Genomic DNA, 23,779 nt, shown 5'->3' on the forward strand with positions numbered 1-23,779 from the left:
GCTTGCATGTGGCTTGTCCGTTGCGGCAGTCTGGACTTTACCATAGGGAGGCTGAGGGCGACTGCCGAAGTCTGCCGGCAATGGTCTTTCAGAGACCGAGTGTGTTGTTAATGTCAAAGCCGCGCGCGAAGCTTCCATTCTCCGAAGAGACTTTGCAGGCCATGCTGATCCGCGTGCTTCGCCCGCTGGTCAAGCTCGCACTCGCCTCCGGCTTCAACTTCATCTCCTTCTCGACCGTTCTTCGCCGCCTCTATATCGAGGTTGCGGAGAAGGAGTTCGCGCTACCGAACAAGCAGCAGACGGATAGCCGCATCTCGCTTCTGACCGGCATCCACCGCAAGGACGTCAACCGGTTGCGTGGACAGGCACTCACGGCATCGTTTCTGACCGTCGGCGTTTCACAGACAAGCCGCATCCTTGCAAGATGGCTTGCCGATCCGCTTTATTGCGATGCGGAGGATAGGCCAAGCGCCCTGCCCCGGACCTCCAGCGACGGCGGTCCGTCATTCGAGAGCCTGGTGAGCGACATCACCAAGGACGTTCATCCCCGCTCCATCCTGGACGACTGGCTGGATAAAGGCATTGTCGTTCTCGATCAGGACGGCCAGGTCCAGCTCAACCTCTCATCAATTGTTCCGAATGCCGGTGACGAAGCCCGTCGGCACTATTTTACACGCAATCTTCGTGACCATGTGCAGGCAGCGGTCATCAATCTGATGAACGACCCTCCCCCCTACTTCGAACGCGCGGTTCACTACGACGGGATATCCCCTGAGCTGGCGGCCCAACTCGACGAGATTGCGCGTGAGGAAGGGATGGCGCTGCTCCTGAAGCTCAACAAGATCGCCCATCGGGCCATCACGGATGATCCCGGCGGCAATAGCCGCTGGATTGCGGGGGTCTATGTCATGCCCGAGGCGGCTGAGGCCGATCTTCAGCCAGACGCCGCTTCCAGGACGGAGACAGACGAATGAGCCCGTCAATGATCTCCAGGAGGCAATTTCTGCTGGGCGGCATCGCACTTCAGATCGTGCGACCGGAGACCGTAGCCGCGCAACCGACGGGGACCAGCGATCATGGAATCGGCGGGTCCGGTCTTTCCATTCAGGGAGGTGGGGAGAACGAAGATCACGGGATCGGCGGAACCGGCATCGTCGGGACCATCCAGGGCTTTGGAAGCATCATCGTCAACAACGTCCACATACCTTTCAGCGCGACGACCCCGATCGAGATCGATGGACGGCGCGCTCCTGCAAGCGCGATGAAGGTCGGTCATGTGGCCCGGGTGCTGCTGACGGGAAAGCGTGCTGCCCGCATCGCGATCGTCAGCGAGGTTCAGGGCCGCATCGACCGGATTGACAAGACCGGTATCACCATATTGTCGCAAACCGTCGACACGACAGGTTTGGTGACGAAGGGCTTGCGAAAAGGCAATCGCGTTGCCGTGTTCGGCATCCGTAAACCGGATGGCACCATCATTGCTCGGCGTATCGAGCCTCGTTCCGTTTCCGATGGCGCCCATGTCCGAGGCGTGCCATCGAAGAGCGGTCATCGCGTCCGGATCGGCGGCCTTTCGCTTGGCAACACGCATGGATATCTGGTCGGCAAGCAAACGCTCGTACGTCTTAAGACAGTCGCCGACCGATTGATGATTATACGCATTCAGGCCGAGCCTGTGGTGCCGGGTCTGAAACGCGGCATCGTCAACGTCGAGACCTTCAGGTCCGCGGACAAAGGCGGGGCTGGCTCGGGACCCGGGGGCTCAACGCCTTACGGCTCGATGCGAATGTCCCCTGACGGCCATGGGTTTGTCGACGTCACCGTACGCGATTCAAGCAGAATGACGGGCTTTGCGGACAGGCAGGGCCCAGACGGCTTTGGTCCTCGCCCGCCGGATGGCCCTCCGGACGGGCCGCCGCATGATCGCCCCTCCTTCGGCAGAGGCGGGCCTGGTGGAGATTATCCCGACCCGAACAGGCGAGGTCCGCCACCGGGGGATACCGCGCCTCGCGGCCCGCCGCCTCCAGATTTTCCAGGTCCCCGCTGAAAGGCTCAGTCGAGCACATTGACATATGGGAAAATTTCCCATTTATTGTTCCTGCGATTCCTGATTTGGATTCCCAAGAAGGACTTGCCGATTGTCTATCGGGTCCGCCCCACACCCGACAGACAATCGTTTGATTTTCAATCGCTGCTGACTGCCGAACCAACCCACCATCGCCAAGAGGAATCAGGAATTGCTTTTGCTGGAACGCGAACCGGACATGTCGATGGGAATGGACCAACCGACGGTCGTTGCAACCTGGGAAAACCGTACGCAAATCATCGAAATCATGGGCATCGCGCTACAGACGAGCCAAGAATTTCAACATCTTTGGAAAAGCAGCGGCGGAACGGGCCGGCTCAGTCAAGACGACACGGATAAGTTGGTCGAACTGCTCCGCCAGATCGGCAACCTGAATGAAATGCTCATGCGATTGGCCTGAAAGGTGTCGATACCCAAGTACCAGCGCCCACGCATTTCCGAGACGTCAAAACTCCCATGGCGAGATCAATTGAAGACCTGAGGTCGCAAAATTGCCCAGATTTCGCGTCGCAAGTCGCCCACCATTGACCCGCGCGATAGCGGCGATCATGCCATCCGGCACTGACATCCCGCGCCCCTGACGAGCGGCCAAACCCATAATGTCACCATAAGCAAGAGCGGCCTCTTCGGTCAGGCCAAAAATCCGGGCTGCAAAGCGACGACGCCAATCGGACAGTCCCTGCTCGAGGCGTTCGGCTCGCTGATCAGGCCGGATCTTCTGGATACCGAAAGCGATCTCGGCAATCGTTACTGTCGGCAGCGCCAATTCAGCATCATGGCGGACGAGCCATGAGATCACAGCTTCATTGGGTGATTTTATCAAAGTTTCCGAAACAATGTTGGTATCGAGAAAAATCAAAGCTCGATGCCCTTATGAACCTGCCTGCCTTCGTTGATAACGGCTTCGAGGTCGATATCCGTCCCGCTTTGCTGCGAAAGCCCTGGCATAGAAGGACACAGCCGGCTCTCTTCCGGCTTCGCGTATTTCATACGATTCGAGGGCCCTTTCGAGAATGTCGGCTATCGAGCGGTTTTCACGGCGGGAAAGCCGGTGAGCAAGATCACGCGCTTTTGCGCTCCGTACAGAAAGCTGAGGTTCGGCCATGCCGATCTCCTTTGCGATAGGATATAAAGGCAGCGTTAGCCATCAAGATGGCAAGTGATGGCTTGATACCATTGCTTTTCGTAAATCATCAACCCAATAATGGACGGCTGCCGCTAAGCTCCAATGTCAGAATAATTAACCACATTTCAGTGTTCTTGCGAAATAATGCCATACGTAGATCAGGTCTCTCGAAGTAGAGAAGCCAAAGTTATTTGGAGACAGTCTTGGCATTCACCATTGCTCGCAGTTTGGTGGCGTTCGGCGTCGCCGTTTCAGTCGGTCTTTTCATGTCGATCGGATTGCAGCAATCGGCGCTCGAACGGCTCAAGGTCAACGGGCCGGTTTACGAGCAGGTCGTCTACGGCAAGGATTTGATTGCCGATATTCTGCCGCCGCCGCTGTTTGTGGTCGAATCCTACATGCTCTCCTTCGAGGCGAGCAAATTTCCCGAACTCACCGACACCAATCTTGCCAAGATCGCAAATCTCAAGGCCGCTTACGACAACCGCCGCGCCTATTGGAAAACCACCCGGCTGCCGCAAGCCTTGAAGGACGAGCTTGAAAACGATGTCATCGCCAAGGGCGATGAATTCTGGGAAGTGATGAACCATGAGATCATCCCGGCCTTGAATGCCAGGGATGAAGACAAGGCGCACGGTGCAATCGAGCAGTTGCGCGTCGCCTTTCATTCGCACCAGGACACGGTCGAGAAACTCGTTGCCAATTCCGACGCCTTCCTGAAGGGTGAGGAACGCAATGCAGCCTCGGAGATCGTGACCTGGACGATCTATGCGGGTGCTGCGGGCTTCGGATCGTTCGGCCTATTGCTGGTGGGACTGTATCTCTTGCGTCGCCGGGCGATCGTGCCCCTGGATGGCATGAAAGCCTATATGGGCAATCTTGCCGAAGGCGATTTTTCGACCGACGTTCCCTACGCCAACCGTTCCGACGAGATCGGCGCCATGTCCAAGGCCGTCGCGGTATTCCGCCGCAACGCACTCGAGCGGCAGGACGCACAGAAGCGCGAGACCGCACTTCGCGATGCGGAATTCGAGCGTGAACGCAGTCAGCTGGCCGAAAGGGCCGCAGAGGAGCAGATCCGCGAAACGGTGATCGATCAGCTGACATACGGACTGGAACAGCTATCGACCGGCAACCTCGATTGCCGGATCAAGACACCCTTTGCCGCTGCCTACGAGACTTTGCGCGCGAAGTTCAACGATAGTATGGACGCGCTTTGCGCTTCGATGGCGGAGATCGCCCAGACCTCCAAGCAAGTGGGCAGCTCCTCGGCCGGCATCACCGATGCAGCCGACAGTCTTGCGTCGCGCACGGAACAGCAGGCCGCGATGCTCGAAGAGGCCACAGCCGCGCTCGATGAAATGAATATCAAAGCCAAAGACGCCTCCGACCATGCCGGCAAGGCAACCGGCATGATGGCGCAGACCCGCACCAGCGCCGAACATTCGGCAGCCGTCGTTCGCGAAGCAATCGCCGCCATGGAAAGGATCGAAGGCTCGTCCTCCCAGATTGGCGCCATCGTCAACGTCATCGATGAAATCGCCTTCCAGACCAATCTTCTGGCGCTCAATGCCGGGGTTGAAGCAGCGCGCGCGGGCGAAGCAGGCAAGGGTTTTGCCGTCGTGGCGCAGGAAGTGCGTGAACTTGCCATGCGCTCGGCCAACGCCGCCAAGGAGATCAGAGCTCTGATCTCCACCTCCTCGGCCCAGGTCTCCACCGGTGTGGAACTCGTCAACCGCACCGGCAAGGCGCTCCTGGAAATCGAGGGCCAGGTCGAGCAGGTTGCCGGCCTGATCGCCCGCATCGTTTCGGTATCCTCCGAACAGGCGGTAGCGATCGGCGAGATCAACACCTCCGTCAACGCCCTGGATCAGGTAACCCAACGCAACGCTGCCATGGCCGTCGAAACTGCCTCGGCCTGCCGCGCCCTCGGTAGCCAAACGCAGACACTGGAGGGGGTCGTCAACCGCTTTCAGGTCGATGCGGGAGCCAGCACGTCCAGACCGCAGAAAGCTGCTTGAGGCGGGAGCGGCAACGGAAGCCCCTGCTCTTTCGGCAACCTTAGTCCAAGACAATCGCCACGACGGCAACGCAATCGCCGGCCTTGAAATTGATCGTGGTTCCCGACGAGAGATGATCCTTGCTTTCGCGGGCGAACCTTATCGGGTTTGCAGCGTTTCACGGCAATGGAAAATCATGATGGCACCGGCCTTTCGTTGCGTCGGACTATTTCGCGGCAATGCGACCAAATCGCTCCCACGCCCATACTCGAGGGGGCGGAGCGATCGTTCGTGCCAAAAGGCTGCTGATGCCAGCTTCCGCCAGCGCGAAACACCTGACCTCTATCGAGCTTGGAAGAATTCGGCGCGCTGTCGGCATAGCGCGCATGATGGATACTGCGGTCAGATTGCCTGTCATCGGCGTGCGGATCGGCGCGGACTCAATTCTCGGCCTTATCCCGGCCGTCGGCGACATTGCCGGATCTCTGATCGGTCTTTTCATCATCGATGAGGCAAGACGCCTCGGTGTTCCCACCCATAAGCTCGCCCGTATGGCCGTCAATCTCGGGATCGACGCCGCAGGCGGAACGGTTCCCTTGATCGGCGATCTCTTCGACGTCTATTTCAAGTCTCATCGCCGAAACGTCGGTATCATCCTCGACCACTTTGGGATTGGCGAAGACGAGCTGAATCGGCACATCTGACGAAGCCGATCGCTTCGCCGGTCTGGATCACGTCCGAGCGCCCTTTCTCGTCAGAAACGCCAGGGCCGCCGCGCCGACGAGGCCAGAGTTCTGATCCAATGCTGCCAGCATCACCTTGACATCCTTGAATGCCGGCATGGCCCATTGCGTGATGTAGGCTTGAATGCCCGGTTGCAGCCGATCGAACTCGTGGGAAAGCCCGCCTCCCATCACAATGATATCGGGACTGAAGATATGGATCAGGCTGGTGAAGCCGCGGCCGAGAATTTCTGCTTCCTCGTCAACCAGTTGATTTGCCAGACGATCGCCATTTCTAGCGGCCGCGAAGATGCTGCGGCTGTCGATGGCTCCGTCATTGCTGCCTATCGTCGTCCCGCTAGATTCCATGGCCCTTATGCGGGCGCGTCGTGCAAAAGCCGGTCCGGATCCATAGGCCTCGAAGCAACCCCTGTTGCCGCAAGGGCAAGGCTCGCCGTTCGGCACGACCGACATGTGGCCGACATGAGCCGCCATGCCCTTGCGGCCGCGCACCACGCGACCATCCGAGATAACGCCGCCGCCGATTCCGGTGCTGACCGTGACATAGACAAGGTTATCAAGCCCCTTGCCGATACCGAACTGCCACTCACCAATGGCAGCGGCAATAGCATCATTCTCGAGGTCGACAGGAAACGGAAACCGCTTCTGCAACTCCGCCTTCAGCGGAAAATCGACGAAGCCGGAGAGGGTCGGGATATCAGTCGCGACACCGGCAACCGTATCGAGTGGGCCCGGAGCGGATACGCCGACGCCCACCACCGAAGCCGGGTTCGATGCTGCAAGCAGTCCATCGGCCAGGCCGCAAATCTGGGCGAGCACGCGGTCGGGACCCGCCAGCGCATCCGTCGGTTCGGCTGCGCGCGCCAGAATCCGGCCTTGCTCGTCGACAAGGGCAGCGCGTACCTGCGTCCCACCGAGGTCGATTCCAATGGCAACCTGCTGCATGTGAAGACCATCAGTTAGAGTGCGCGGACCCATGCCATCCGCTCGTCGAGCGACGGCGCATTGAAAGCCAGGGAACCGAGAACGACCGTCTCCGCACCCGATTGGCGCAGGTGAGGCACGGTGTGCTCGCGAATACCGCCGTCGGCCGCAAGCACGATCCGATGCGCCGCGCCGCAGCCGGCGATGATCTGCTTGGCCTGCTGAAGCCGGGCGCCGGCCTTTTCGTCGAGGCCCTGGCCCTTCACACCGATCGCCGTGCCGAGCAGCGTCACGAAACTCAGCCGGGAAACGTATCTTTCGACCCGCTCGACGGGAGTATCGACTTTGAGGACCATGCCGGCGGCGACGCCGCGGCGATCGAGGAGATCGAGCGCCTGGTCTGCGACGCTTTCGTTTTCAACATGCAGGCTAATCAGGTCGCTGCCCGCATCGGCGAACTGCTCGATCTGCGACAGGATGATGCTGTCGGCGACCATCAGGTGAACATGGATCGGGCGTGCGGAAATTTTGCGCACCCCGGCGACGAGATCGGGGAAAAACAACATTGCCGGCGCGAAATGACCATCGGCGACATCGATATGGAGGATGTCGACGTGCGGATCGACACGCATCAGATCATCGGCGAGACGCACAAGATCGGCCGACCAGATGGAGAATTCAGCAATCAAGCGATCCTTCGGAAGATCAGCGATCCAGGTCTTGGAGGGGGTCGTCATTGTTTCAGAGCTCCTTCAGAAAATGGCCCATGGCAAGCCGGAAGTCGGCGACATATTGCGGACGGCTCACAGTCTTCGATGTGATCTGCACGAAACGCGCGCCGGCAATGCGCTCGGCAAGAGCACATGCGTGGCCAAGAGGATGAATGCTGTCCCGATCATGGCCGATGATGAGCGTCGGTACGGCGATATTGCCGACCTCCTCGTCGGTCACATCAGGACCGTCATTTGAGATCCTGGTGAGCAGTTCGGCGGTCACATCCAAAGGCGTGCGGGAGAAAAAGCCGGCGAGTGACGCCAGATTGTCCGGAGCCTCGGCGGCGAGCCGCACGCCCACCGGCCCTGCCAGGAACGTAGTCTTTGCCTCATCCGGCGGCAGAGTTTTCAGAAGCCGCCCGACTTCGGCATTGGGCGCCATATTCTCCGGCTCGGGTGCCGTCAGCCAGGCCGGCCTTGCGATGATCAGAGCCTTGACAAGATCGGGCCGCTTGACCGCGAGACGTAAGGCGATCGCAGCACCCATCGAGATGCCGCCGATCACGATCGGCGGCGTAAGGTTTTTCTCGATATAGGCGGCGATGTCATCGCAGAAGGTCGCGATCGACAACCGCTCCAGATTGCCGGCTTGGGAGTGGCCGTGGCCACGCGCTTCGATCGTTACCCGGCGAAAACCCGCTTCGAGCGGAAAGACTTCGTCGGTCTGCGCCGCGTCTCCGCATAAGCCATGCTGGAATATGGCGGACGCGCCCTCGCCCGCCATATCCACATTGAGAATGGTCCCGTCGCTGGTTTCGAACGGTCGAGCCCGTCTCATCTTCCTGCCCCCGCAGAATGACCGTCGAGGCTATTCTTCAGGAAGGCCGCCACACCGGCCGCCTCCGAAGCCGAAAGACCATGCGTGACGAGACTGCCCTCGAAGCCGATCGCCTTGAGACGGCCGAGATAATGCGCGTAGTCGAGGACGCCCTTGCCGGCGGTCGCGAAACTACCGTCGCGATTGCGGTCTTTCGCATGCGCCATGACGATCCGATCGGCCAGAAGGTCGATGGCGGAAGACACGATGCTCCGCTGCTCATCCAGCGTCGCGAGCTCGAAGAGATTGGCCGGATCGAGCACGATCTTGATGCGGGGGCTCTTTAGTGCCGTGATCAGCCGATGGGCTTTCTCAGCCGAGTTGACGACATTGGCAAGCTCGGGCTCGATGCCGAGATCGACATCGTAGCGTTCGGCGATCTCGATGGCCGTTCCCATCGCTTCGAGGAGGTCCCGCCAGGCCTCCGGCGTATTGTTGTCGGCGTGGGCCTTCCACTGGTCGATGGGATCGCGTGTGCCGGTGCAGAGCGTGATCAGGGCGGTCGACATGCCGGTGCTGCGCTTGGCCAGCGTCGCGAGGTTACGAAGGCCGGCCTCGCGAACGGCAGGATCCGGGTGGATCATGTTGAAAGTGCCGGAAACGGCAACGATTTCGACGCCGCTCTCGCGCGCGGCTTCGGCGACCGAGCTGGCCTGGGCTTCCGTAATGATCTCCGGCATCGGCGCAAGGCCCGAGCAGGCCATATTATATTGGGCGCAGGTGAACCCGGCCGCGGCGACCGAGTTGAGAACGCTTACCGGTTCCGTTCCCTCGAAGGTCTTTGCGAAAATGCCGAGCTTCATCACACGCCACCCGTGACGTCGGCCAACGCAACCGCCTTACCGCTTTCGGCCGAACGCGCGACGGCGACCATCGCCCGTACGGATGCCAGGCCGTCATCGATGTCGGCGCCTTCCATCACGGCGCCATCCAGAATGGTGCGGGCGAAGCCTTCGACCTGACGGCGATAGAAATGGCCGTCGGCACCGAGAACTCGATGGGTCGCGCCGTCCGCCTCTCGGAAAATGTCCACCTCGCTGGTCTTGTAGTACCACGGGTTATAGGTCTTGCCCAAAATGCTGCCATTCTTGCCATAGATCTGGAAGCCTTCGTGCCAGTCCATGCGCACCTGAACGGTGAGATCGAGATGGCCGAGCGTGCCGGAGACAAATTCCACGTCCACGAACCAGCACCAGATACCGGCGCGCTCCGACAGGCGAGCGTTGACGGAAACGATGTCGCCGGCGAAATAACGTGCGGTGTCGATCAGATGGCAACCGTGGGCAAGCATGTAGTAGCGCCGCAGGTCGGCTTTCGGATTGGCGGTGGGCTTCCGCGCATTGGCGCTGGTGACGATCAGGGGTTGGACCGCATCGGTCATTGGATAGCGGTGCGTGCTGTCGCAATACCATGCTTTCAGAGCAACCATTTCGCCCATTTCATCGCGGATGAAGGACTTGGCAGCCTGGAGCCCCGCGTCGAAACGCTTCATATGCCCGACCTGAAACACCTTTCCCGCCCCGTCGACTACAGCTTTCAGTTCAAGGCATTCCTCGACGGTGACACCGACGGGTTTCTCGCACAGGACATGTTTGCCTGCCTGAAGGGCGCGAATGGAAGCCGGGACGTGAAAGGCATCGGCGGTCGCGATCACCACGGCATCGAGGTCAGGATCGGCCAGCATCTTATCGTAATCGTCATAGGTTTTTTCCACCCCGTGGGTGATTGCCATACGCTCACGGAGATCCTCGGCAACGTCGCAAATCGCATAGAGGTCGGCATTGGCTGCCTTCGTGCAGCTCTCGAAGTGCGCGGCCTGGGCAATCTGGCCCGCTCCCAATACGCCGATGCGGAGACGTCGTTCCTGTTTTGCTGGCATCGAAAAGCCCTTCGGGTCGGATATTGAAGTGAACGCCGGTTTCGGCGTCGGATGGAATGCTTTCAAACGTCAACGACGTCTTCTGGCCGGGCCGCCACCAGCGCCGCCCGCTGCTCCCTCGTCAATTCAGAGCGCCATATGCGTTTGAGGATGGAAAAAGTGCAGTTTCGCCGGGTCGATCGCCACATTGATCGATTGGCCTGTCTCGACCGCACTGACAGCCTCGAACCGCGCAACGGCGTTGGCGGCCCCGCTCAAGTCCTCGACAGCATCGGGGTCGCCTGAGTCGATCCGGACCGCGTCGATCTTCAAATGCACGATCAACTCGGAGCCTAGCTCCTCGATCGACTTCACGACAACCGGGATCGTCGGATGGGAGGCACCCGACGGCAACCGGCTGTCGTAGAGGTCCTCGGGCCTGACCCCAAAGATCAGGGCCTTTCCCTCGAAGGCGGAAAGACCGGGAGCGCGTTCGAAGGCGCCGTCGGACAACGGAATGGAGAAGCCCGGCAGATGGATCCGCCCGCCCTCCAGACGCCCTTCGAAAAGGTTCATCGACGGCGAACCGATGAAGCCGGCGACAAACGCATTGACCGGGCGGTGATACAGAGCCTTGGGCGTATCCACTTGCTGAAGCACGCCGCCCTTCAGCACCGCAACCCGATCGCCCATGGTCAGCGCTTCGGTCTGGTCGTGCGTCACGTAGATCGTCGTCACGCCCAGCTGTCTCTGCAGGCTGGCGATCTCCGCCCGCATCTGAACACGCAGCTTCGCATCAAGGTTCGAGAGCGGTTCGTCCATGAGGAATGCCGCGGGCTCACGGACCATGGCGCGGCCCATCGCAACACGCTGGCGCTGGCCGCCGGAAAGCTGTGCGGGCTTGTTGCCCAGCAAGGATTCCAGCTGCAGGATCTTGGCGATCTCATGCACGCGTTTGGTGCGTTCGGCCTTGTTCTTTCCGGCCAGCTTCATCGAAAAGGCGATGTTGTCGAACACGGTCATGTGCGGATAAAGCGCATAGCTTTGAAAGACCATGGCAATGTCCCGGTCCTTGGGCGCGAGATCCACGACGTCCTGACCGCCGATGCTCAATGTTCCGCTGCTGATTTCCTCGAGCCCGGCAATCATGCGCAGAGCGGTCGATTTTCCGCATCCGGACGGCCCGACCAGAATCAGAAACTCGCCATCATGGATCGTCAGGCTCAGATCCTTGATCGCATGGTAGCTGTTTCCATAGGTCTTGCAGATTTTGTCGAGTACAACCACAGCCACGTCTCGTCCTCCCCTACCAGTCCGGATCACATCTTGAACGGCGCTCCCCGCCGTCTCCGATCCTTTTGACAAGAAAGCTCAGGCCTGAGCGTCAAAGTCAACAAAAGAATCGAGGGGAATTCATCACAATCTATCGGAAACAAATCGTATCTAGTTGAAAAATATCATCATTCCATATCAAACGAATATTCATTTGCGGAATTATATTTTTTATCGCGCGTAACTTTTATGGCCAACGCCATGACTGTCAATAGATCTCGCAAGGCGCTTCAATTGCAGATCAGCGACGCACCGCTCGGCCGGTCGACCAGTGTCGACACCGGTCACACCTGCGCTCACTTTTGGCATCCCGACATCGGGAGCGGCGCAGGTGCATTCTCCGCCGCCATCCATGCCAGACACGTCCGGTGATCCGGCAGGCCTCGGCGCCCTCCCCGTGCGGTCACGGAAATGGCGGCCGCCGCCGTGGCATAGGCAGCGCAATCAAGCGGGCGCTTACCCCTAGCGAGGGCAAGGGCGTAGGCACCGTGAAAGCAATCACCGGCGCCGGTCGTATCGACCGCCTGAACCTGATAGGCCGGCACATGCCACCTGACGGTATCGCCCTTCTGGCGGAGATAGGTTCCTCGTTCGCCATCAGTAAGGACAACCGCGGACCGATCCCCGGACCAGAGCTTCTCCAGGATCATCGTGGGATCACCTTCGCCGGTGTATTCCTGCGCAAAGGCGAGCGGCAGCACCAGATGATCGGCAAAAGCCAGGATCCGGTCTGTCGCGGCACCGACCGTCCATTCGATATCGGCAATCACGGCCAGACCCAGGGCGCGTGCGCGCGCCACGACACTTTCCGCGTGCGTGGCATAGCCATCGATCAGCAGGACCGGGGCCTGCATCAGAACATCGTCGGGCAGTGCATCGGATGTCCCGTGCAGCACATCGTCGTCATAAGCGATGAACCGGGCGCCGTCGGGACCGACCGTGATCACGGAGCGGATTGGCGCGGCATCAGCGTGGCGGGGAGCCAGCGATATGTCGACGCCGTCCCGCTCGAGTTCGCTACCCGCCACATCGGCCGTTGGCTCATCGCCGAGCCAGCCTATGAAGCCGGCCCGCCCACCAAGCCGGGCGGCGGCAACCAGGGCCGTCGCCACGTTGCCGCCATGGTCCGTGGCACGCTTAATCACTTTTCCCTTGCCGGCCGTCAGCCCCCGATCGACATAGATGATGTCATCGATTGCCAGGGCGCCGAAGCCCAGAACCTGGAAAGGGCGCGACACGTCTCAAGCACCGGCCGCCGCCAGCGCATCCTCCGGCGTCATGCCTTTATGAATGACGAACTTGAAGGCACGCGCAGCCATGGTCGTATCGCCGTGGCCCCAAAGGTTGCGACCGACGACCGCACCTTTGGCTCCAGCGCGCAATGCCTCCGAGGTCTGGACGAGCGCTCCGAGCAGCGTTTCGGTCTTGGGGCCGCCGGCGATCACGACCGGAATCGGGCAGGTCGCAACGGTCTCGCGGAAGGATTCGAAATCGCCGGTATAGCCGACCTTGATCACGTCGACTCCGGCCTCGAATCCGATGCGCACCGCATAGGCAATCTCATCCGGGGTGAACACGATCTTGCCGCCGTCGGAGAAATCACGGGGATAGACATGAGCAACGACCGGCATCTCGAAGCGGGCGGCGGCGTTGACCGTATCGGTGAGCCAGCGGATATATTCTCCTTCGGTGGCGCCGCGCACGGGAATGGCGACAGCCAGAGCGTCCGCACCATAGCGCACCGCGTCTTCCGGGGTCGCAATAAGCTGGCGAATGCGGTCGTCAGCGGTGAAGCAACCACCCTGAATGACGAGCGCTGCCTTTCCGGCATATTCCGACCAGAGGTGGCGCGCCGCGCCAGGCTGGATGCTGATGTAGTCGGGTCCCCCCGCCATGACGCGTCTGAGCGCACCCGGCAGGTCGGCAAGCCCGCCCTCACGCACATTGCCATAACCGACAAAATGATCGACGGCGCCTCCGAACAGATGACCCGATGGGTTCGAGAACAGGCGTGCGAGGCGGACTTTGGTTCCGAGACCCATGGCGATACTTCCTTCGTGATTGCCGGCTTTGCGATTGCTGGCGCCGATGCTGAAGAAACCCTAACTCGAAAACAAACAAATATTCAATATTTCGATTTCTTTCGTTTTTACATGGATGATGAATTTTTGACGTGCATTTTCGTCATCATGCGGCTATTTTTGCAGCAAGAGCCGTAGGATAAGGCGGCGAACTTTCGTTTTTCAAAAGTCATATGGTCGCAAAAGGCGACAGGTCGGGATCACAAATGCTTGCAGAGCAGAGGCGGCAGCAGATCATGCTGGAACTTCAACGGGTCGGTCAGGCACGCACCCGCCAGCTCGCGGAATTCTTCGAGGTCTCGGAAGTGACGATCCGCTCCGACCTCGAAATCATGGACGCGAAGAAGCAACTGATCAAAACACATGGCGGGGCAATCGCCCTGCCGTCCGACTCGCCAGCGGCGGCCTTTGAGGAACGCATGCAGCGCAATTTCGATGCGAAGCGACGCATCGCCCAGATGGCTGCGCGGCAGATCATCGACAATCAGTCAATCGTCTTCGACAGCGGTTCGACGCTGTTGCAAGTGGCCATGCAGATGCCCCCGGTCAACAACGTCGTGGTTGCGACGACGGCGATGAACATCGCGCAGCATCTGATGTACCGTCCAGGGCTCGACGTGCACATGATCGGCGGCCGCGTATTTCCCAGCACCGTGAGCACGATTGTGTCGGACTCCGACAAGGCGGTCGGCGGCCTCGTCGCCCACCAGGCCTTTGTCAGCGCCCACGCGATCGATCAGGCCTTCGACGTCGTCGATGTCTCCGAGGATATTGCGCGAACCAAGCGCAACCTGGTTCGCATGGCCCGGCGTGTCGTCCTCGTGGCGGATTCGAGCAAATTTGACATCGGCGCCTCCTCCAAAGCCTTCTCGCTATCGCGCGTCGACCTGATCATCACGGACAGCAACATGCCGCACAGCATTCGCCACCGGCTGGACAAGCTGGGCGTGGAGGTTCGCTACGCGTGACCTGCAGTCCACCTCTCCAATTTACAAGAGAGACAGGAGAGGCTTTGGCGTCGACGGATGGCTTTGGCCGACGCCATGGAATACGAGAAGGGCTAAAATCCCAGACGTCGAAGGGTCTCGCGGTTCGCGCGAACGGCCGCGGCAGGATCGGTTCCGGCATGGTCCGATTCTTCCTCGACCACGATCCAGCCGATAAAGTTCGGCGCATCCCGAACGGCCGAAATCACGGCAGGCACGTCGCAGACGCCTTCCCCCAGCATCGCCCAGGTCCCGCCGGCGTCAACATCCTTCAGATGCACGTAGCGGATCCGGTCCCGGTGGGCCGCCAGCGTATCGCCGATCTGCTGGCCGCCACGCAGGATATGGCCGGTATCCGGCACCCAACCCACGCCTGGATCCAAGAGAGCAAAGAGGCGATCATAGTCGTTGCGGGTGAAGAGGAGCGTGTTGTGGTGCGAGGAAGGATGGACCGCAACGGCGACGCCAGCCGACTGTCCGATCTCGGTCGCACGATTGTAGCACTCGGCCGCAATGGCGAATTTCTCATCGAGTGGACCATCCGAGACGACCGTCGCCGATCCCATCGATACCATCGCACCGGGAAAGTTCGCCGCGAAATCGACCCATCGCCGCGCCGCGTCGAGATCGGAGGCAATCTTTTCCGCCATGGTGAAGCCGCTGGCGGAGCCGAAGGCAAAGGAAACCAGCGCCAAACCGGCATCCGTCAGGGTGCGGGCAAAGTCGGCAGGCTTGAGCGCGTAGTGACCGATCATCGTGTCGGTGATTTCGATACCGGCATATCCGCCATCGGCAATGGCGCGCACCAGATCGTCCGGACCGCCGCTCCAACCGGTACCCAGCATCTCCCAGGTGAATGTTTGGCAGCCGATCTGCAGCTCAGCATTTTTCATGTCTCGGTCCTGACCTATTCGTTGATGACAGCCGGTACCGAAGCCGGCGGCTTCCCTGCGCGAGCAATCCCCGTGGCTTCGCCGGCCTTGCCAAACCCCTTCCGCCCGGAGAGGCGGCCGAACACCGGAACGGCGGGCTCTTCAGCGGGGATTGCGACGCCACGTCTTGCCATTACCTACGGTCAAATGTTACCGTGCGTCAATATATTTTATTCCTTGCGATTAAAATGTAACGCACCTCAACCCTTCACACCGCAACGGCAAAATCAGGTTCTTCGATGACACAGACCAATGGTATGAAACTCAGGATAGGCGTTGTGGGATGCGGCAATATTTCGCTCGCCTATATGCGCAACGCGCCGCTGTTCCGCGACGTCGAAATCGTCGCCTGTGCAGACCTCAACGCAGATGCCACCAAGCGCCGCGCGGCGGAATTCGATCTGCGGGCAGCTGACGTCGATAGCCTCATTGACGACAAGAACATCGACCTGATCCTCAATCTGACGATCCCGGCTGCGCATTTTGACGTTTCGATGCGGGCGCTGTCGGCAGGCAAGCATGTCTTCACGGAGAAGCCGCTCGGCGTCACGGCCGCGGAAGGACGCCGGCTGGTGGATGCCGCCGCCGGCCAGGGCCTCATGCTCGGCTCGGCGCCAGACACGTTCCTGGGAGCGGCCGGACGCCATGCCCGGCGGCAGATGGAAGGCGGCGCCATCGGCAAGCTGGTGACCGGAACAGCCTTCATGATGGGGCGCGGCATGGAGCACTGGCATCCGGATCCCAGCTTCTACTACCAGGCCGGCGCCGGCCCGGTCATGGATATGGGACCCTACTATCTCACGATGATGGTCAATCTGATGGGGCCGATCCGCCGTGTGCAGGCCGTCGCCACAAGCGGGCAGGAAGAGCGGCTCATCACCGCCGAGGGGCCGAAACAGGGCACCACATTCAGGGTGGGCACGCCGACCAGCGTGCTTTCGCTGCTTGAATTCGATTGCGGCGCCACGTGCACCTTCGGCAGTTCCTGGGACGTCTTCCGCCACTCCAACCACCCCATCGAGCTCCACGGTACCGAAGGCTCGCTGCGCCTGCCCGACCCCGACAATTTCGGCGGCTCCGTCGGACTCTCCAGCCGTGGCGCTCCCTGGCAGGAAACGGATACATCAGCCGAACTCTTCGGTGCCGTCAACTGGCCGATCGCAGCGCCGGATCGTGCCAACTACCGCATGCTTGGCCTTGCCGATCTCGCGCGCGCAATCATCGAAGGCCGTGCGCCACGCGCTTCGGGCGATCTCGCCCTGCATGTGCTCGAAGTCATGGAAGCGATCCTGCGTGCAGGTGAAACCGGTATCGCGCAGACTATTGCGGGTATCGTCGCACAGCCAAGAGAATTGCGGGAAGACGAAGCAAGGAGCTTGCTGGCATGACGCAACTGGACGAATCCGCCAAACGCGCCCTTGCCTGGCCGGGCGATCCGGAAACGCCGGTGGAAAGTTGCACCCCGGCGCAGGCGCGGCTGCAGTATCTGGACAGTTTCGCAGACATCCAGTGGCCACTCGAGGACGTGGCCGAGATGTTGGAAAGCCATGTGGGCGCCATCAGGTTGAAGATATGGCGCGGTCGGGCCGCGCCGCGCCAGGGTGCACCGGCCTTGCTTTATCTCCATGGCGGCGGCTTTGTGATCGGCGCGCCGGAAACCCATGAGGATATCTGCCGGACGCTTGCCAATATGGCAGGCGCCGTCGTGGTTTCACCCGACTATCGCCTGGCCCCGGAACACCCCTTTCCGACCGCGATCGATGATTGCGCCGCAACACTCGTCTGGATGACCGATCAAGCTGATGCCCTCGGCATCGATCCCTTGCGGATTATCGTCGCCGGCGATAGCGCCGGCGGCAATCTGGCCGCCGTCGTCGCCCTCCTGGCGCGGGACGGACAGGTGCCGGCTGTCATCGGACAGGTGTTGATCTATCCAGTGACCGACCAGTCGCAGGCAAGCGACAGCTACTTGCGTTATGCGGAGGGTTTCGGTCTGACGGCCGCGGCGATGAAATGGTTCCGAGACCACTATCTGCCGGAAGCCGCGAGCGGGGCGGATTGGCGCGCCTCGCCGCTCAGCGCAGCGTCGCTGGCGGGGGTGGCGCCAGCCTTCGTGATCCTTGCCGGATACGACGTACTATTTGACGAAGGGGCGGCCTATGCCGAGCGGCTGAGCTTGGAAGCGCAGGCCACAAGCCAGACCTGGCCCGGACAGATCCATGGCTTCGTATCAAAGAGACGGGCCATTCCGGAGGGGCAAGAGGCCCTCGAAGCCATTGCAATGGCATGGCGCGCCATGGACCCTGCGCTTGCCCGTTGAAGCGGGAACCCGCCCAGTCTCAAGCCGAGTCGCGCATAACAAGCGTCGCCTCGAGGATCACCCTGTTGGTCACAGGGGTCGTCCCATCATCCTCGCTCTCGATGTGCGCCAGCAAAAGCTCCACGGATTTCGCCGCGATCTCGGGCGCGTTCTGGGCCATGGTCGTCAGCGACGGACAGGTATATCGGCTCAGCGGGTGATCGTCGTGCCCGGCGATGCGTACGTCACAAGCGTCGCTCCGGCCGATTTTCAGTCCCGAAGCGAATGCGGCTGCCATCGCGCCGAAAGCGAAGCGGTCGTTGGCGCATAGCAGCGTTTTGCCGGGAAGACCGCCATTCGCAAGAATTCTCTGCATCTGCTCGTATCCGAGACGCTCGAATTCCCAGGAAGGTGGTGCGTCGCAATCAATGACGAGCGGGGAATGCCCTTCCCTCGCCATGGTCGCGCGGTAGCTCGCCTGCCGCTCGCCGGCATTTTCCGTCAAATGCGGAATTTCCAGGAATATCGGTGGCTCACCGGATCGGCAGAGATATTGCACAATGGCTGCCATGCTTTGCGCGTTGTCGTTGCCGACATAAGGAAGGTCAGCGCTGGCAGGGTTGTCGAAGCAGACGACGGGGATTGCGTCGCTTAGTCTTTCCAGCGCAGAACGGCGAGAACCGGCCCCGAGCGGCGCCACGATCGCACCTGCAACCTTCAGCGAGAGCAGGGTCCGCACGGCCTCCGCCTCCAGCTCTGGCCGCGTGTGCGAAGATATCTGGACGGGCCAGAAACCCTTTTCGCGCAACTCCAGCTCGATCAGCGACACCACCTGCACATAAAAGGGATCCGACATGGTCGGGACCAGAATCCCGATATTCCTGGTCCGCTTGCGATTGAGATGCCGCGCGAAAAGGTTCGGCTCGAAATTCGACTTCTTGAGAGCCGCCTCGATACGCTTGCGGGTGACCTCCTTGATCAGCGAGGGATCATCGAAATATTTCGACAATGTCGGACGCGATACGCCGGCGGCGGTTGCGAAGTCATCCATCGATTTATAGCTTTTCTTGGCCATTCAATTCCTTATTGGCGGGACGACAACTGGTCAGGAATGATTTCTCACTCAACGGCAGGTCCACTGACGCGCCAAATCACGCATTCGGCAATTTGTACAGGGTGAACTTCGTTTTCCGGAATCGTCGAAAACCAACACGTAAGCCGGCGTGATCCGTCATTTTGGTGCGGGCCATCCCCTCCTTTCGAAAATCGAAATGTTCCCTTCATCTGCGACTTGCGCAGTCTGCGCCGCGTGGTTGCAAAAGGCGCTTGTTTCAGCGCCTAAATTCGAAAATTTACAGTGAAGACTGCCGGGCGCCACTCTTTTCATTTTGTTGGGTAAACTTTCATTTGTTTACGAAAGTAAAGAAAAAATGCGTCACAAGCAACACAAATGCTGCAGAAAAATACCGATGATGTCAATCAATTTTATTATTTTCTATCAATGATTTAACTCAACCGACTTCGTGAATGCCAGCCTCCCATCCTTTCCCGATCACAGTTCTTCATTGACAGATGGGGGCTTCAGGGAACCTACTTTGCCTACGATCTTGAGGAGGATCGATTAACTGACAATCTTTGGGAGGCACAGATGAATATCAGAAAATTCGGCGTGACCATGCGGGCTGCCGTAGCGGTATGGGCGCTCTGCGCCACATCCGCGTTTGCCGACACCACCATCGAATTCATTCAATGGTGGGAACCCGAAATGCCGTCCGGCGCCTTGCGCGGCATTATGAACGATTTCGAAGCCAAAAATCCCGGCATCAAGGTGACGCTGGTCAGCGGTCCCTATGCCACGACGCGTGACCAGATCGTCGTCGGCGCCGCCTCGGGAACGCTGAGCGACGTAGTGGGGCTGGATGGTGCCTGGGTAAACGGGCTCGCCAAGCAGGGCGCAATCGCCTCGATGGACGAATTGATGGAGAAGGCCAAGTACGACAAGAGCCAGATCACCGATATCGTCAAGGTCGATGGCAAGAGCGTGATGTTCCCGCTCGCATCCTTCGTCTATCCCGTCTTCGTGAACCTCGATATCGCCAAGGCATCCGGCGTCGACAAGCTGCCGACGACCCGCACGGAATTTGCAGACGCCGCAAAGAAGATGACCGACGCCGCGAAGAACCAGTATGGCTGGGTTCTGCCGCTCTCGCTGCAATCTCCGAGCGGAATCCAGAACGACGTGATGTCCTGGGTCTGGGCCTCCGGCGCCTCGATGCTAAAGGACGGCAAGCCTGACCTCGAAAATGACGCTGTTGTCGGAACGCTCGACTATATCGCTTCCCTCAATAAAGAAGGCGTTATTTCTCCCGGCATTTTCGCCAAGAAGGAACAGGACAAGGTCGAGGAATTCGTCAACGGCCGCGTCGGCATGATGGTGGATTCCCTCGCCCATGTGACCCTCATCCGCGAGCGCAATCCGAAGCTCAATTTCGGCATATCAGCCTTGCCGGCCACTGACGGCTACACCGGCAAGCGCGGCATGCCCTATGCGTCCTGGGGCATCGGCATCAGCGAAGGCAGCCAGCACAAGGAAGAGGCCTGGAAGCTCGTCGAATATCTGATGAGCCCTGACGTCAACGGCCGTCTGGTCTCGATTGCCAACGCCTTCCCCGGCAACGTCCACGCCAAGCCGGATTTCGTGGCCTCGGACCCGATTTTCGCGGAAGCTTTCAAAATCTTCCAAAGCGGTTATCCTGCCAACGAATTCGTCGGCCTTCCGGTCGCCGAAGAGCTGATGCGCGACATGAACGTCGAAGTTCAAAAGATGTTCGATGGGGGGCAGTCAGCCAAGGACGCGGCTGCCAATACCCAGAAGGCGTGGCTCGCAAAGTTCTAAAGCACGTCGCTTTCACGGATCACCGGCAGCGCGCCCTGGCGCTGCCGGTGCAGTCGTCAAATCTCGGCAGAATGGAAGTCACAGCTCATGAATCATTCCGCTCCGGCTCTGGTCGCTGCGCACGCCAAAGCGCCAAGAAAAGGATGGCTTCGTTACAGCACCTTGAGGAAGCTGGTGCCGTATTTCTACGTTTCGCCGGCGACCCTGCTGCTTGTTCTGCTGATGCTGTTCCCGATGGTGATGGTCTTCAAATATTCATTGATGGACGGCGCCATCATGAAAAAGGACGCTGCCTTCGCGGGGGTGCAGAATTATCTGACCATCTTCGAGAATCCGGTCTTCTGGCAGTCGGTGGTGCAGACGCTTTATTTCACGATCATGAGCGTCGTCTTCCACTTCATCATCGGCCTGGCCTTCGCGCTGCTGTTGAACACCAATCGCGTCGATCCGCTCATCCGGAGCATCCTGCGTGTGCTCTTCATCCTGCCTTGGCTGTTCACGGCCGTCATCATCGCCATCATCTGGCGCCTGCTGCTCGACCCCAACGGCGTCGTCAACAGCGTGCTGATGGCGCTCCATATCATCAACTTCAAGGTCGAGTGGTTTTCGTCCACGCGCACAGCCATCCACGCTTTGACCTTCGCAAATATCTGGGCAGGCTATCCGCTCTACATGGTCAGCCTGCTCGCCGGCCTCCAGGGCATTTCGAAGGAGCTTTACGAGGCAGCCGGTATCGACGGCGCCAACGAACTCGAAAAATTCTGGTACATCACCATTCCGCAGTTGATGCCGATCATCATCAGCATCGCGCTTCTCGACTTCATCTGGACGATGCAGGTTTTTCCACTCGTTTGGATGACGACGGGCGGCGGGCCGATCTATTCGACGGAAGTGCTCTCCACCTTCACCTACAAGCTCGCCTTCTCCCAGTACGAATTCTCGTTGGCTTCGGCGAGCGCGATGATCATCCTCATCATCTCGATGAGCGTCACCTACTTCTACATCAAACACCAGCAGCGCAGGTGATCGCCATGGCAAAGCGTTCCTTCAAGAGCTCGGTATTGCCGACCATCCTGACCTATCTCGGCCTGGGGATCGGCCTGGTCTTTTCGGCCTTTCCGATCGTGTGGATGTTTTTCAGTTCGCTGAAATCGAATACGGAAATCTTCGCCCTTCCGCCGCGGCTTTTTCCGCAGGATTTTACGGTGGCCGCCTATCTGACGATCTTCAACGATCCGGTGAAAGTGCGGTTCTTCATCAACAGCTACTTCGTTGCCGGCGTCGTCACCTGCCTGACCCTCGTCGTCGCCATCGTGACCGCCTACGGCTTCAGCCGCTATCAGTTCCGGTTCAAGAACACCTTGAACATCTTCATCATCAGCACCCAGACCGTTCCGCCGATCACCCTTCTCATCCCCTATTTCGGAATGGTGGTCGCCTTCAGGATCTTCGATACCTATCTGGCGCTGATCCTGACCTACATGGTCTTCACACTGCCCTATGCCGTCCTGCTGATGACAGGCTATCTCAACACCTTGCCGAAAGAGCTGGACGAGGCCGTCCTTGTCGACGGCGGCTCGAGCTGGACGGCGCTCTGGCGCGTCATCGTTCCGGTCTCGATCCCGGGGATCGTCGCCACGGCGGTCTACACGTTTCTGCTGGCCTGGAACGAATTCCTCTTCGCGCTGACGCTGACGAAATCGATGGATCTTAGAACCGTTCCGATCGGCATCCAGCTTCTGATGGGCCAGCACGCCTTCGAGTGGAACGAGATGATGGCGATGAGCGTGCTCGGTTCGCTTCCCCTCCTGGTCCTTTACCTGGTCGCTCAACGCTACTTCCTGGCAGGCATGACCGCCGGCTCGGTCAAAAGCTGATGCAGCGCTGATCCTAAACTGGCTTTGAGAACGCATACTACAGGCAGATCACTTCTCCGATCTGCCTGCCCGCCACGACTACCGCCCAGCGCTCCAATCCCGCAGGGCATCGCAGACTTCGGCTCTGGTGGGCGCACCGATACGTCCACCGAATACCTGGCATTTGAGTGCTGCCGCCATGGATGACAACCGCATCGTCTCTTCGATCGGCAAGCCTTCCGCAGTAGCCAGCGCAAAAGCACCATGGAAGATATCGCCGGCCGCGAGCGTGTCGACGGTCCTCACCTTCGGAGCGGCAAGATGGACAATTTCGCCGGTTCGGTCGTCGAACCAGAAGCAGCCATTTTCGCCAGCCGTGACGCTGATGAAGGCATGCTCGAACTTTCGCTTCAGAACGCCGACGACCTTCAACAGCTCGGCTGTCCCGACAAGCCGTTCGGCGGCCGGCTGCGAGAACACGATATGGCTGGCGGCCGGTGCCAGCATCTCGATCACGCCATCGCCTGCAACGTCACCATCGAGAATGGCCGGCTTGCCCGCCTCTTGGGCCGCCGACAGCGCCCGCAGAGCAAGCTTCGGCCACCGGACGTCGACCAGCACCGCATCGAAAGCAGAAACGTCCTGTATTGTGACCGGCTTGACCGTTTCGTGCAGGCCGGCATCGTAGAAAGGCACGATCAAGCGCTCGCCCTGGTCATCGACAAGGATCGTCGAGACGGCCGAGCGGGCGCCTGCCACACGCACCATGCCGCTCGTGTCTATGCCGCTGTCGCTGAGGTCGGCGATGATGCGGTCGCCGGTGGCGTCACCGCCGACTGCGCCCCAGAGGCTGGCATGGCCGCCCAGCCGGGCGACCGCAAAGGCGGCGCTCGATGCCATGCCTTCGGCAATCTGCAGCATATCGTAAGGCAGAATTTTTCCCTGGCCGGTCGGTAACGAGCGCACGCGAAACAACGTGTCCATAACCGCCGCGCCGACACACAAAACGCGGCGCGCCTGACCGGGCGGCGGATCGAAGGCAGAAGTCGTCAAAACCGTTGTCTCACCCG

23 protein-coding genes and 1 pseudogene are annotated in these 23,779 nt (G+C 59.9%); 11 read left to right on the forward strand and 13 right to left on the reverse strand.

What is annotated here, in order from left to right:
• The first annotated feature begins 80 nt into the window (after positions 1 to 80).
• From BS629_RS35985 to BS629_RS35995, 3 genes are all read left to right on the forward strand, one after another.
• Positions 81 to 974, forward strand: coding sequence for a DUF6502 family protein (locus tag BS629_RS35985; protein ID WP_018245726.1), 894 nt, complete (start codon positions 81 to 83; stop codon positions 972 to 974).
• Positions 971 to 2,047: a DUF5666 domain-containing protein gene (locus BS629_RS35990; RefSeq protein WP_018245727.1), complete on the forward strand. Its 1,077-nt coding sequence runs from the start codon at positions 971 to 973 to the stop codon at positions 2,045 to 2,047. Before BS629_RS35985 ends, BS629_RS35990 begins: the two co-directional genes overlap by 4 nt.
• Before the next feature lie 190 nt (positions 2,048 to 2,237).
• Positions 2,238 to 2,486 (forward strand): hypothetical protein, encoded by a 249-nt coding sequence (locus BS629_RS35995; RefSeq protein ID WP_018245728.1) that lies wholly within the window; start codon positions 2,238 to 2,240, stop codon positions 2,484 to 2,486.
• Positions 2,487 to 2,531: 45 nt separating this feature from the next.
• Here the strand turns inward: BS629_RS35995 and BS629_RS36000 are convergent, their stop codons facing one another.
• Together BS629_RS36000 and BS629_RS36005 are read right to left on the reverse strand one after the other, a co-directional pair.
• The gene (locus BS629_RS36000; RefSeq protein ID WP_018245729.1) at positions 2,532 to 2,945 is read right to left on the reverse strand and encodes a type II toxin-antitoxin system VapC family toxin; all 414 of its coding nucleotides are present in this window, start codon (positions 2,943 to 2,945) and stop codon (positions 2,532 to 2,534) included.
• Positions 2,942 to 3,191: pseudogene (locus tag BS629_RS36005) on the reverse strand (plasmid stabilization protein). Before BS629_RS36005 ends, BS629_RS36000 begins: the two are co-directional and overlap by 4 nt.
• A gap of 224 nt (positions 3,192 to 3,415) precedes the next feature.
• Here BS629_RS36005 and BS629_RS36010 point away from each other — a divergent pair.
• Complete coding sequence (locus BS629_RS36010) at positions 3,416 to 5,233, forward strand: methyl-accepting chemotaxis protein (protein WP_018245730.1); 1,818 nt, start codon at positions 3,416 to 3,418, stop codon at positions 5,231 to 5,233.
• Between the two features lie 287 nt (positions 5,234 to 5,520).
• A complete protein-coding gene (locus BS629_RS36015) occupies positions 5,521 to 5,916 on the forward strand; it encodes a DUF4112 domain-containing protein (RefSeq protein WP_018245731.1) in 396 nt (131 codons plus the stop codon).
• 27 nt (positions 5,917 to 5,943) lie between these two features.
• On the opposite strand, the gene BS629_RS36020 is transcribed toward BS629_RS36015, so the two are convergent.
• The 8 genes from BS629_RS36020 to BS629_RS36055 all read right to left on the reverse strand — a co-directional run bounded on the left by BS629_RS36020 (position 5,944) and on the right by BS629_RS36055 (position 13,701).
• Positions 5,944 to 6,900, reverse strand: a complete 957-nt coding sequence (locus tag BS629_RS36020) for an ROK family protein (RefSeq protein ID WP_018245732.1) — start codon at positions 6,898 to 6,900, stop codon at positions 5,944 to 5,946.
• Positions 6,901 to 6,914: 14 nt separating this feature from the next.
• Positions 6,915 to 7,616 carry a ribulose-phosphate 3-epimerase gene (locus BS629_RS36025; protein WP_018245733.1) on the reverse strand — a complete coding sequence of 234 codons (702 nt, stop codon included), beginning with the start codon at positions 7,614 to 7,616 and terminating at the stop codon, positions 6,915 to 6,917.
• Positions 7,617 to 7,620: 4 nt separating this feature from the next.
• A complete protein-coding gene (locus tag BS629_RS36030) occupies positions 7,621 to 8,430 on the reverse strand; it encodes an alpha/beta fold hydrolase (RefSeq protein ID WP_018245734.1) in 810 nt (269 codons plus the stop codon).
• A complete protein-coding gene (locus BS629_RS36035) occupies positions 8,427 to 9,272 on the reverse strand; it encodes a sugar phosphate isomerase/epimerase family protein (RefSeq protein ID WP_018245735.1) in 846 nt (281 codons plus the stop codon). The genes BS629_RS36030 and BS629_RS36035 overlap by 4 nt, the downstream gene beginning before the upstream one ends.
• Entirely contained in the window at positions 9,272 to 10,348 is a 1,077-nt protein-coding gene (locus tag BS629_RS36040; RefSeq protein ID WP_026188705.1) for a Gfo/Idh/MocA family protein, read from the reverse strand. Before BS629_RS36040 ends, BS629_RS36035 begins: the two co-directional genes overlap by 1 nt.
• A 126-nt stretch (positions 10,349 to 10,474) precedes the next feature.
• Entirely contained in the window at positions 10,475 to 11,620 is a 1,146-nt protein-coding gene (locus BS629_RS36045; RefSeq protein ID WP_020572891.1) for an ABC transporter ATP-binding protein, read from the reverse strand.
• A gap of 335 nt (positions 11,621 to 11,955) precedes the next feature.
• A complete protein-coding gene (locus tag BS629_RS36050) occupies positions 11,956 to 12,897 on the reverse strand; it encodes a PfkB family carbohydrate kinase (RefSeq protein ID WP_018245738.1) in 942 nt (313 codons plus the stop codon).
• Positions 12,898 to 12,900: 3 nt separating this feature from the next.
• Positions 12,901 to 13,701: a beta/alpha barrel domain-containing protein gene (locus BS629_RS36055; protein WP_018245739.1), complete on the reverse strand. Its 801-nt coding sequence runs from the start codon at positions 13,699 to 13,701 to the stop codon at positions 12,901 to 12,903.
• Positions 13,702 to 13,946: 245 nt separating this feature from the next.
• Between BS629_RS36055 and BS629_RS36060 the strand changes: the two genes are divergently transcribed.
• Positions 13,947 to 14,708 (forward strand): DeoR/GlpR family DNA-binding transcription regulator, encoded by a 762-nt coding sequence (locus tag BS629_RS36060; protein ID WP_018245741.1) that lies wholly within the window; start codon positions 13,947 to 13,949, stop codon positions 14,706 to 14,708.
• 92 nt (positions 14,709 to 14,800) lie between these two features.
• Here BS629_RS36060 and BS629_RS36065 read toward each other — a convergent pair whose 3' ends face one another.
• Positions 14,801 to 15,619 (reverse strand): sugar phosphate isomerase/epimerase family protein, encoded by an 819-nt coding sequence (locus tag BS629_RS36065; protein WP_018245742.1) that lies wholly within the window; start codon positions 15,617 to 15,619, stop codon positions 14,801 to 14,803.
• Positions 15,620 to 15,897: 278 nt separating this feature from the next.
• Here BS629_RS36065 and BS629_RS36070 point away from each other — a divergent pair, with 278 nt between their 5' ends.
• Entirely contained in the window at positions 15,898 to 17,046 is a 1,149-nt protein-coding gene (locus BS629_RS36070; protein WP_018245743.1) for a Gfo/Idh/MocA family protein, read from the forward strand.
• Positions 17,043 to 17,978: an alpha/beta hydrolase gene (locus BS629_RS36075; RefSeq protein WP_018245744.1), complete on the forward strand. Its 936-nt coding sequence runs from the start codon at positions 17,043 to 17,045 to the stop codon at positions 17,976 to 17,978. Before BS629_RS36070 ends, BS629_RS36075 begins: the two co-directional genes overlap by 4 nt.
• A 19-nt stretch (positions 17,979 to 17,997) precedes the next feature.
• Here the strand turns inward: BS629_RS36075 and BS629_RS36080 are convergent, their stop codons facing one another.
• Positions 17,998 to 19,032: a LacI family DNA-binding transcriptional regulator gene (locus BS629_RS36080; RefSeq protein WP_018245745.1), complete on the reverse strand. Its 1,035-nt coding sequence runs from the start codon at positions 19,030 to 19,032 to the stop codon at positions 17,998 to 18,000.
• A gap of 573 nt (positions 19,033 to 19,605) precedes the next feature.
• Here BS629_RS36080 and BS629_RS36085 point away from each other — a divergent pair.
• The 3 genes from BS629_RS36085 (at position 19,606) to BS629_RS36095 (ending at position 22,730) form a co-directional block, all read left to right on the forward strand.
• Complete coding sequence (locus BS629_RS36085) at positions 19,606 to 20,853, forward strand: ABC transporter substrate-binding protein (RefSeq protein ID WP_018245746.1); 1,248 nt, start codon at positions 19,606 to 19,608, stop codon at positions 20,851 to 20,853.
• Between the two features lie 87 nt (positions 20,854 to 20,940).
• Positions 20,941 to 21,879: a carbohydrate ABC transporter permease gene (locus BS629_RS36090; RefSeq protein WP_018245747.1), complete on the forward strand. Its 939-nt coding sequence runs from the start codon at positions 20,941 to 20,943 to the stop codon at positions 21,877 to 21,879.
• Positions 21,880 to 21,884: 5 nt separating this feature from the next.
• Positions 21,885 to 22,730 (forward strand): carbohydrate ABC transporter permease, encoded by an 846-nt coding sequence (locus BS629_RS36095; RefSeq protein WP_020572890.1) that lies wholly within the window; start codon positions 21,885 to 21,887, stop codon positions 22,728 to 22,730.
• A gap of 78 nt (positions 22,731 to 22,808) precedes the next feature.
• On the opposite strand, the gene BS629_RS36100 is transcribed toward BS629_RS36095, so the two are convergent.
• Positions 22,809 to 23,762 carry a sugar kinase gene (locus BS629_RS36100; RefSeq protein WP_018245749.1) on the reverse strand — a complete coding sequence of 318 codons (954 nt, stop codon included), beginning with the start codon at positions 23,760 to 23,762 and terminating at the stop codon, positions 22,809 to 22,811.
• Positions 23,763 to 23,779: the final 17 nt, after the last annotated feature.

This window comes from Rhizobium leguminosarum bv. viciae USDA 2370 (genome assembly GCF_002008365.1).
In the GTDB taxonomy this organism is placed as follows: domain Bacteria; phylum Pseudomonadota; class Alphaproteobacteria; order Rhizobiales; family Rhizobiaceae; genus Rhizobium; species Rhizobium leguminosarum.

What these genes read in the sequence shown, in the direction of transcription:
- BS629_RS35985 (WP_018245726.1), top strand. Translation starts at nt 81, where the DNA reads ATGGTCTTTCAGAGACCGAGTGTGTTGTTAATGTCAAAGCCGCGCGCG.
- BS629_RS35990 (WP_018245727.1), top strand. Translation starts at nt 971, where the DNA reads ATGAGCCCGTCAATGATCTCCAGGAGGCAATTTCTGCTGGGCGGCATC.
- BS629_RS36015 (WP_018245731.1), top strand. Translation starts at nt 5,521, where the DNA reads ATGCCAGCTTCCGCCAGCGCGAAACACCTGACCTCTATCGAGCTTGGA.
- BS629_RS36020 (WP_018245732.1), bottom strand. Translation starts at nt 6,900, where the DNA reads ATGCAGCAGGTTGCCATTGGAATCGACCTCGGTGGGACGCAGGTACGC.
- BS629_RS36025 (WP_018245733.1), bottom strand. Translation starts at nt 7,616, where the DNA reads ATGACGACCCCCTCCAAGACCTGGATCGCTGATCTTCCGAAGGATCGC.
- BS629_RS36030 (WP_018245734.1), bottom strand. Translation starts at nt 8,430, where the DNA reads ATGAGACGGGCTCGACCGTTCGAAACCAGCGACGGGACCATTCTCAAT.
- BS629_RS36035 (WP_018245735.1), bottom strand. Translation starts at nt 9,272, where the DNA reads ATGAAGCTCGGCATTTTCGCAAAGACCTTCGAGGGAACGGAACCGGTA.
- BS629_RS36040 (WP_026188705.1), bottom strand. Translation starts at nt 10,348, where the DNA reads ATGCCAGCAAAACAGGAACGACGTCTCCGCATCGGCGTATTGGGAGCG.
- BS629_RS36055 (WP_018245739.1), bottom strand. Translation starts at nt 13,701, where the DNA reads ATGGGTCTCGGAACCAAAGTCCGCCTCGCACGCCTGTTCTCGAACCCA.
- BS629_RS36060 (WP_018245741.1), top strand. Translation starts at nt 13,947, where the DNA reads ATGCTTGCAGAGCAGAGGCGGCAGCAGATCATGCTGGAACTTCAACGG.
- BS629_RS36065 (WP_018245742.1), bottom strand. Translation starts at nt 15,619, where the DNA reads ATGAAAAATGCTGAGCTGCAGATCGGCTGCCAAACATTCACCTGGGAG.
- BS629_RS36070 (WP_018245743.1), top strand. Translation starts at nt 15,898, where the DNA reads ATGACACAGACCAATGGTATGAAACTCAGGATAGGCGTTGTGGGATGC.
- BS629_RS36075 (WP_018245744.1), top strand. Translation starts at nt 17,043, where the DNA reads ATGACGCAACTGGACGAATCCGCCAAACGCGCCCTTGCCTGGCCGGGC.
- BS629_RS36080 (WP_018245745.1), bottom strand. Translation starts at nt 19,032, where the DNA reads ATGGCCAAGAAAAGCTATAAATCGATGGATGACTTCGCAACCGCCGCC.
- BS629_RS36085 (WP_018245746.1), top strand. Translation starts at nt 19,606, where the DNA reads ATGAATATCAGAAAATTCGGCGTGACCATGCGGGCTGCCGTAGCGGTA.
- BS629_RS36090 (WP_018245747.1), top strand. Translation starts at nt 20,941, where the DNA reads ATGAATCATTCCGCTCCGGCTCTGGTCGCTGCGCACGCCAAAGCGCCA.
- BS629_RS36095 (WP_020572890.1), top strand. Translation starts at nt 21,885, where the DNA reads ATGGCAAAGCGTTCCTTCAAGAGCTCGGTATTGCCGACCATCCTGACC.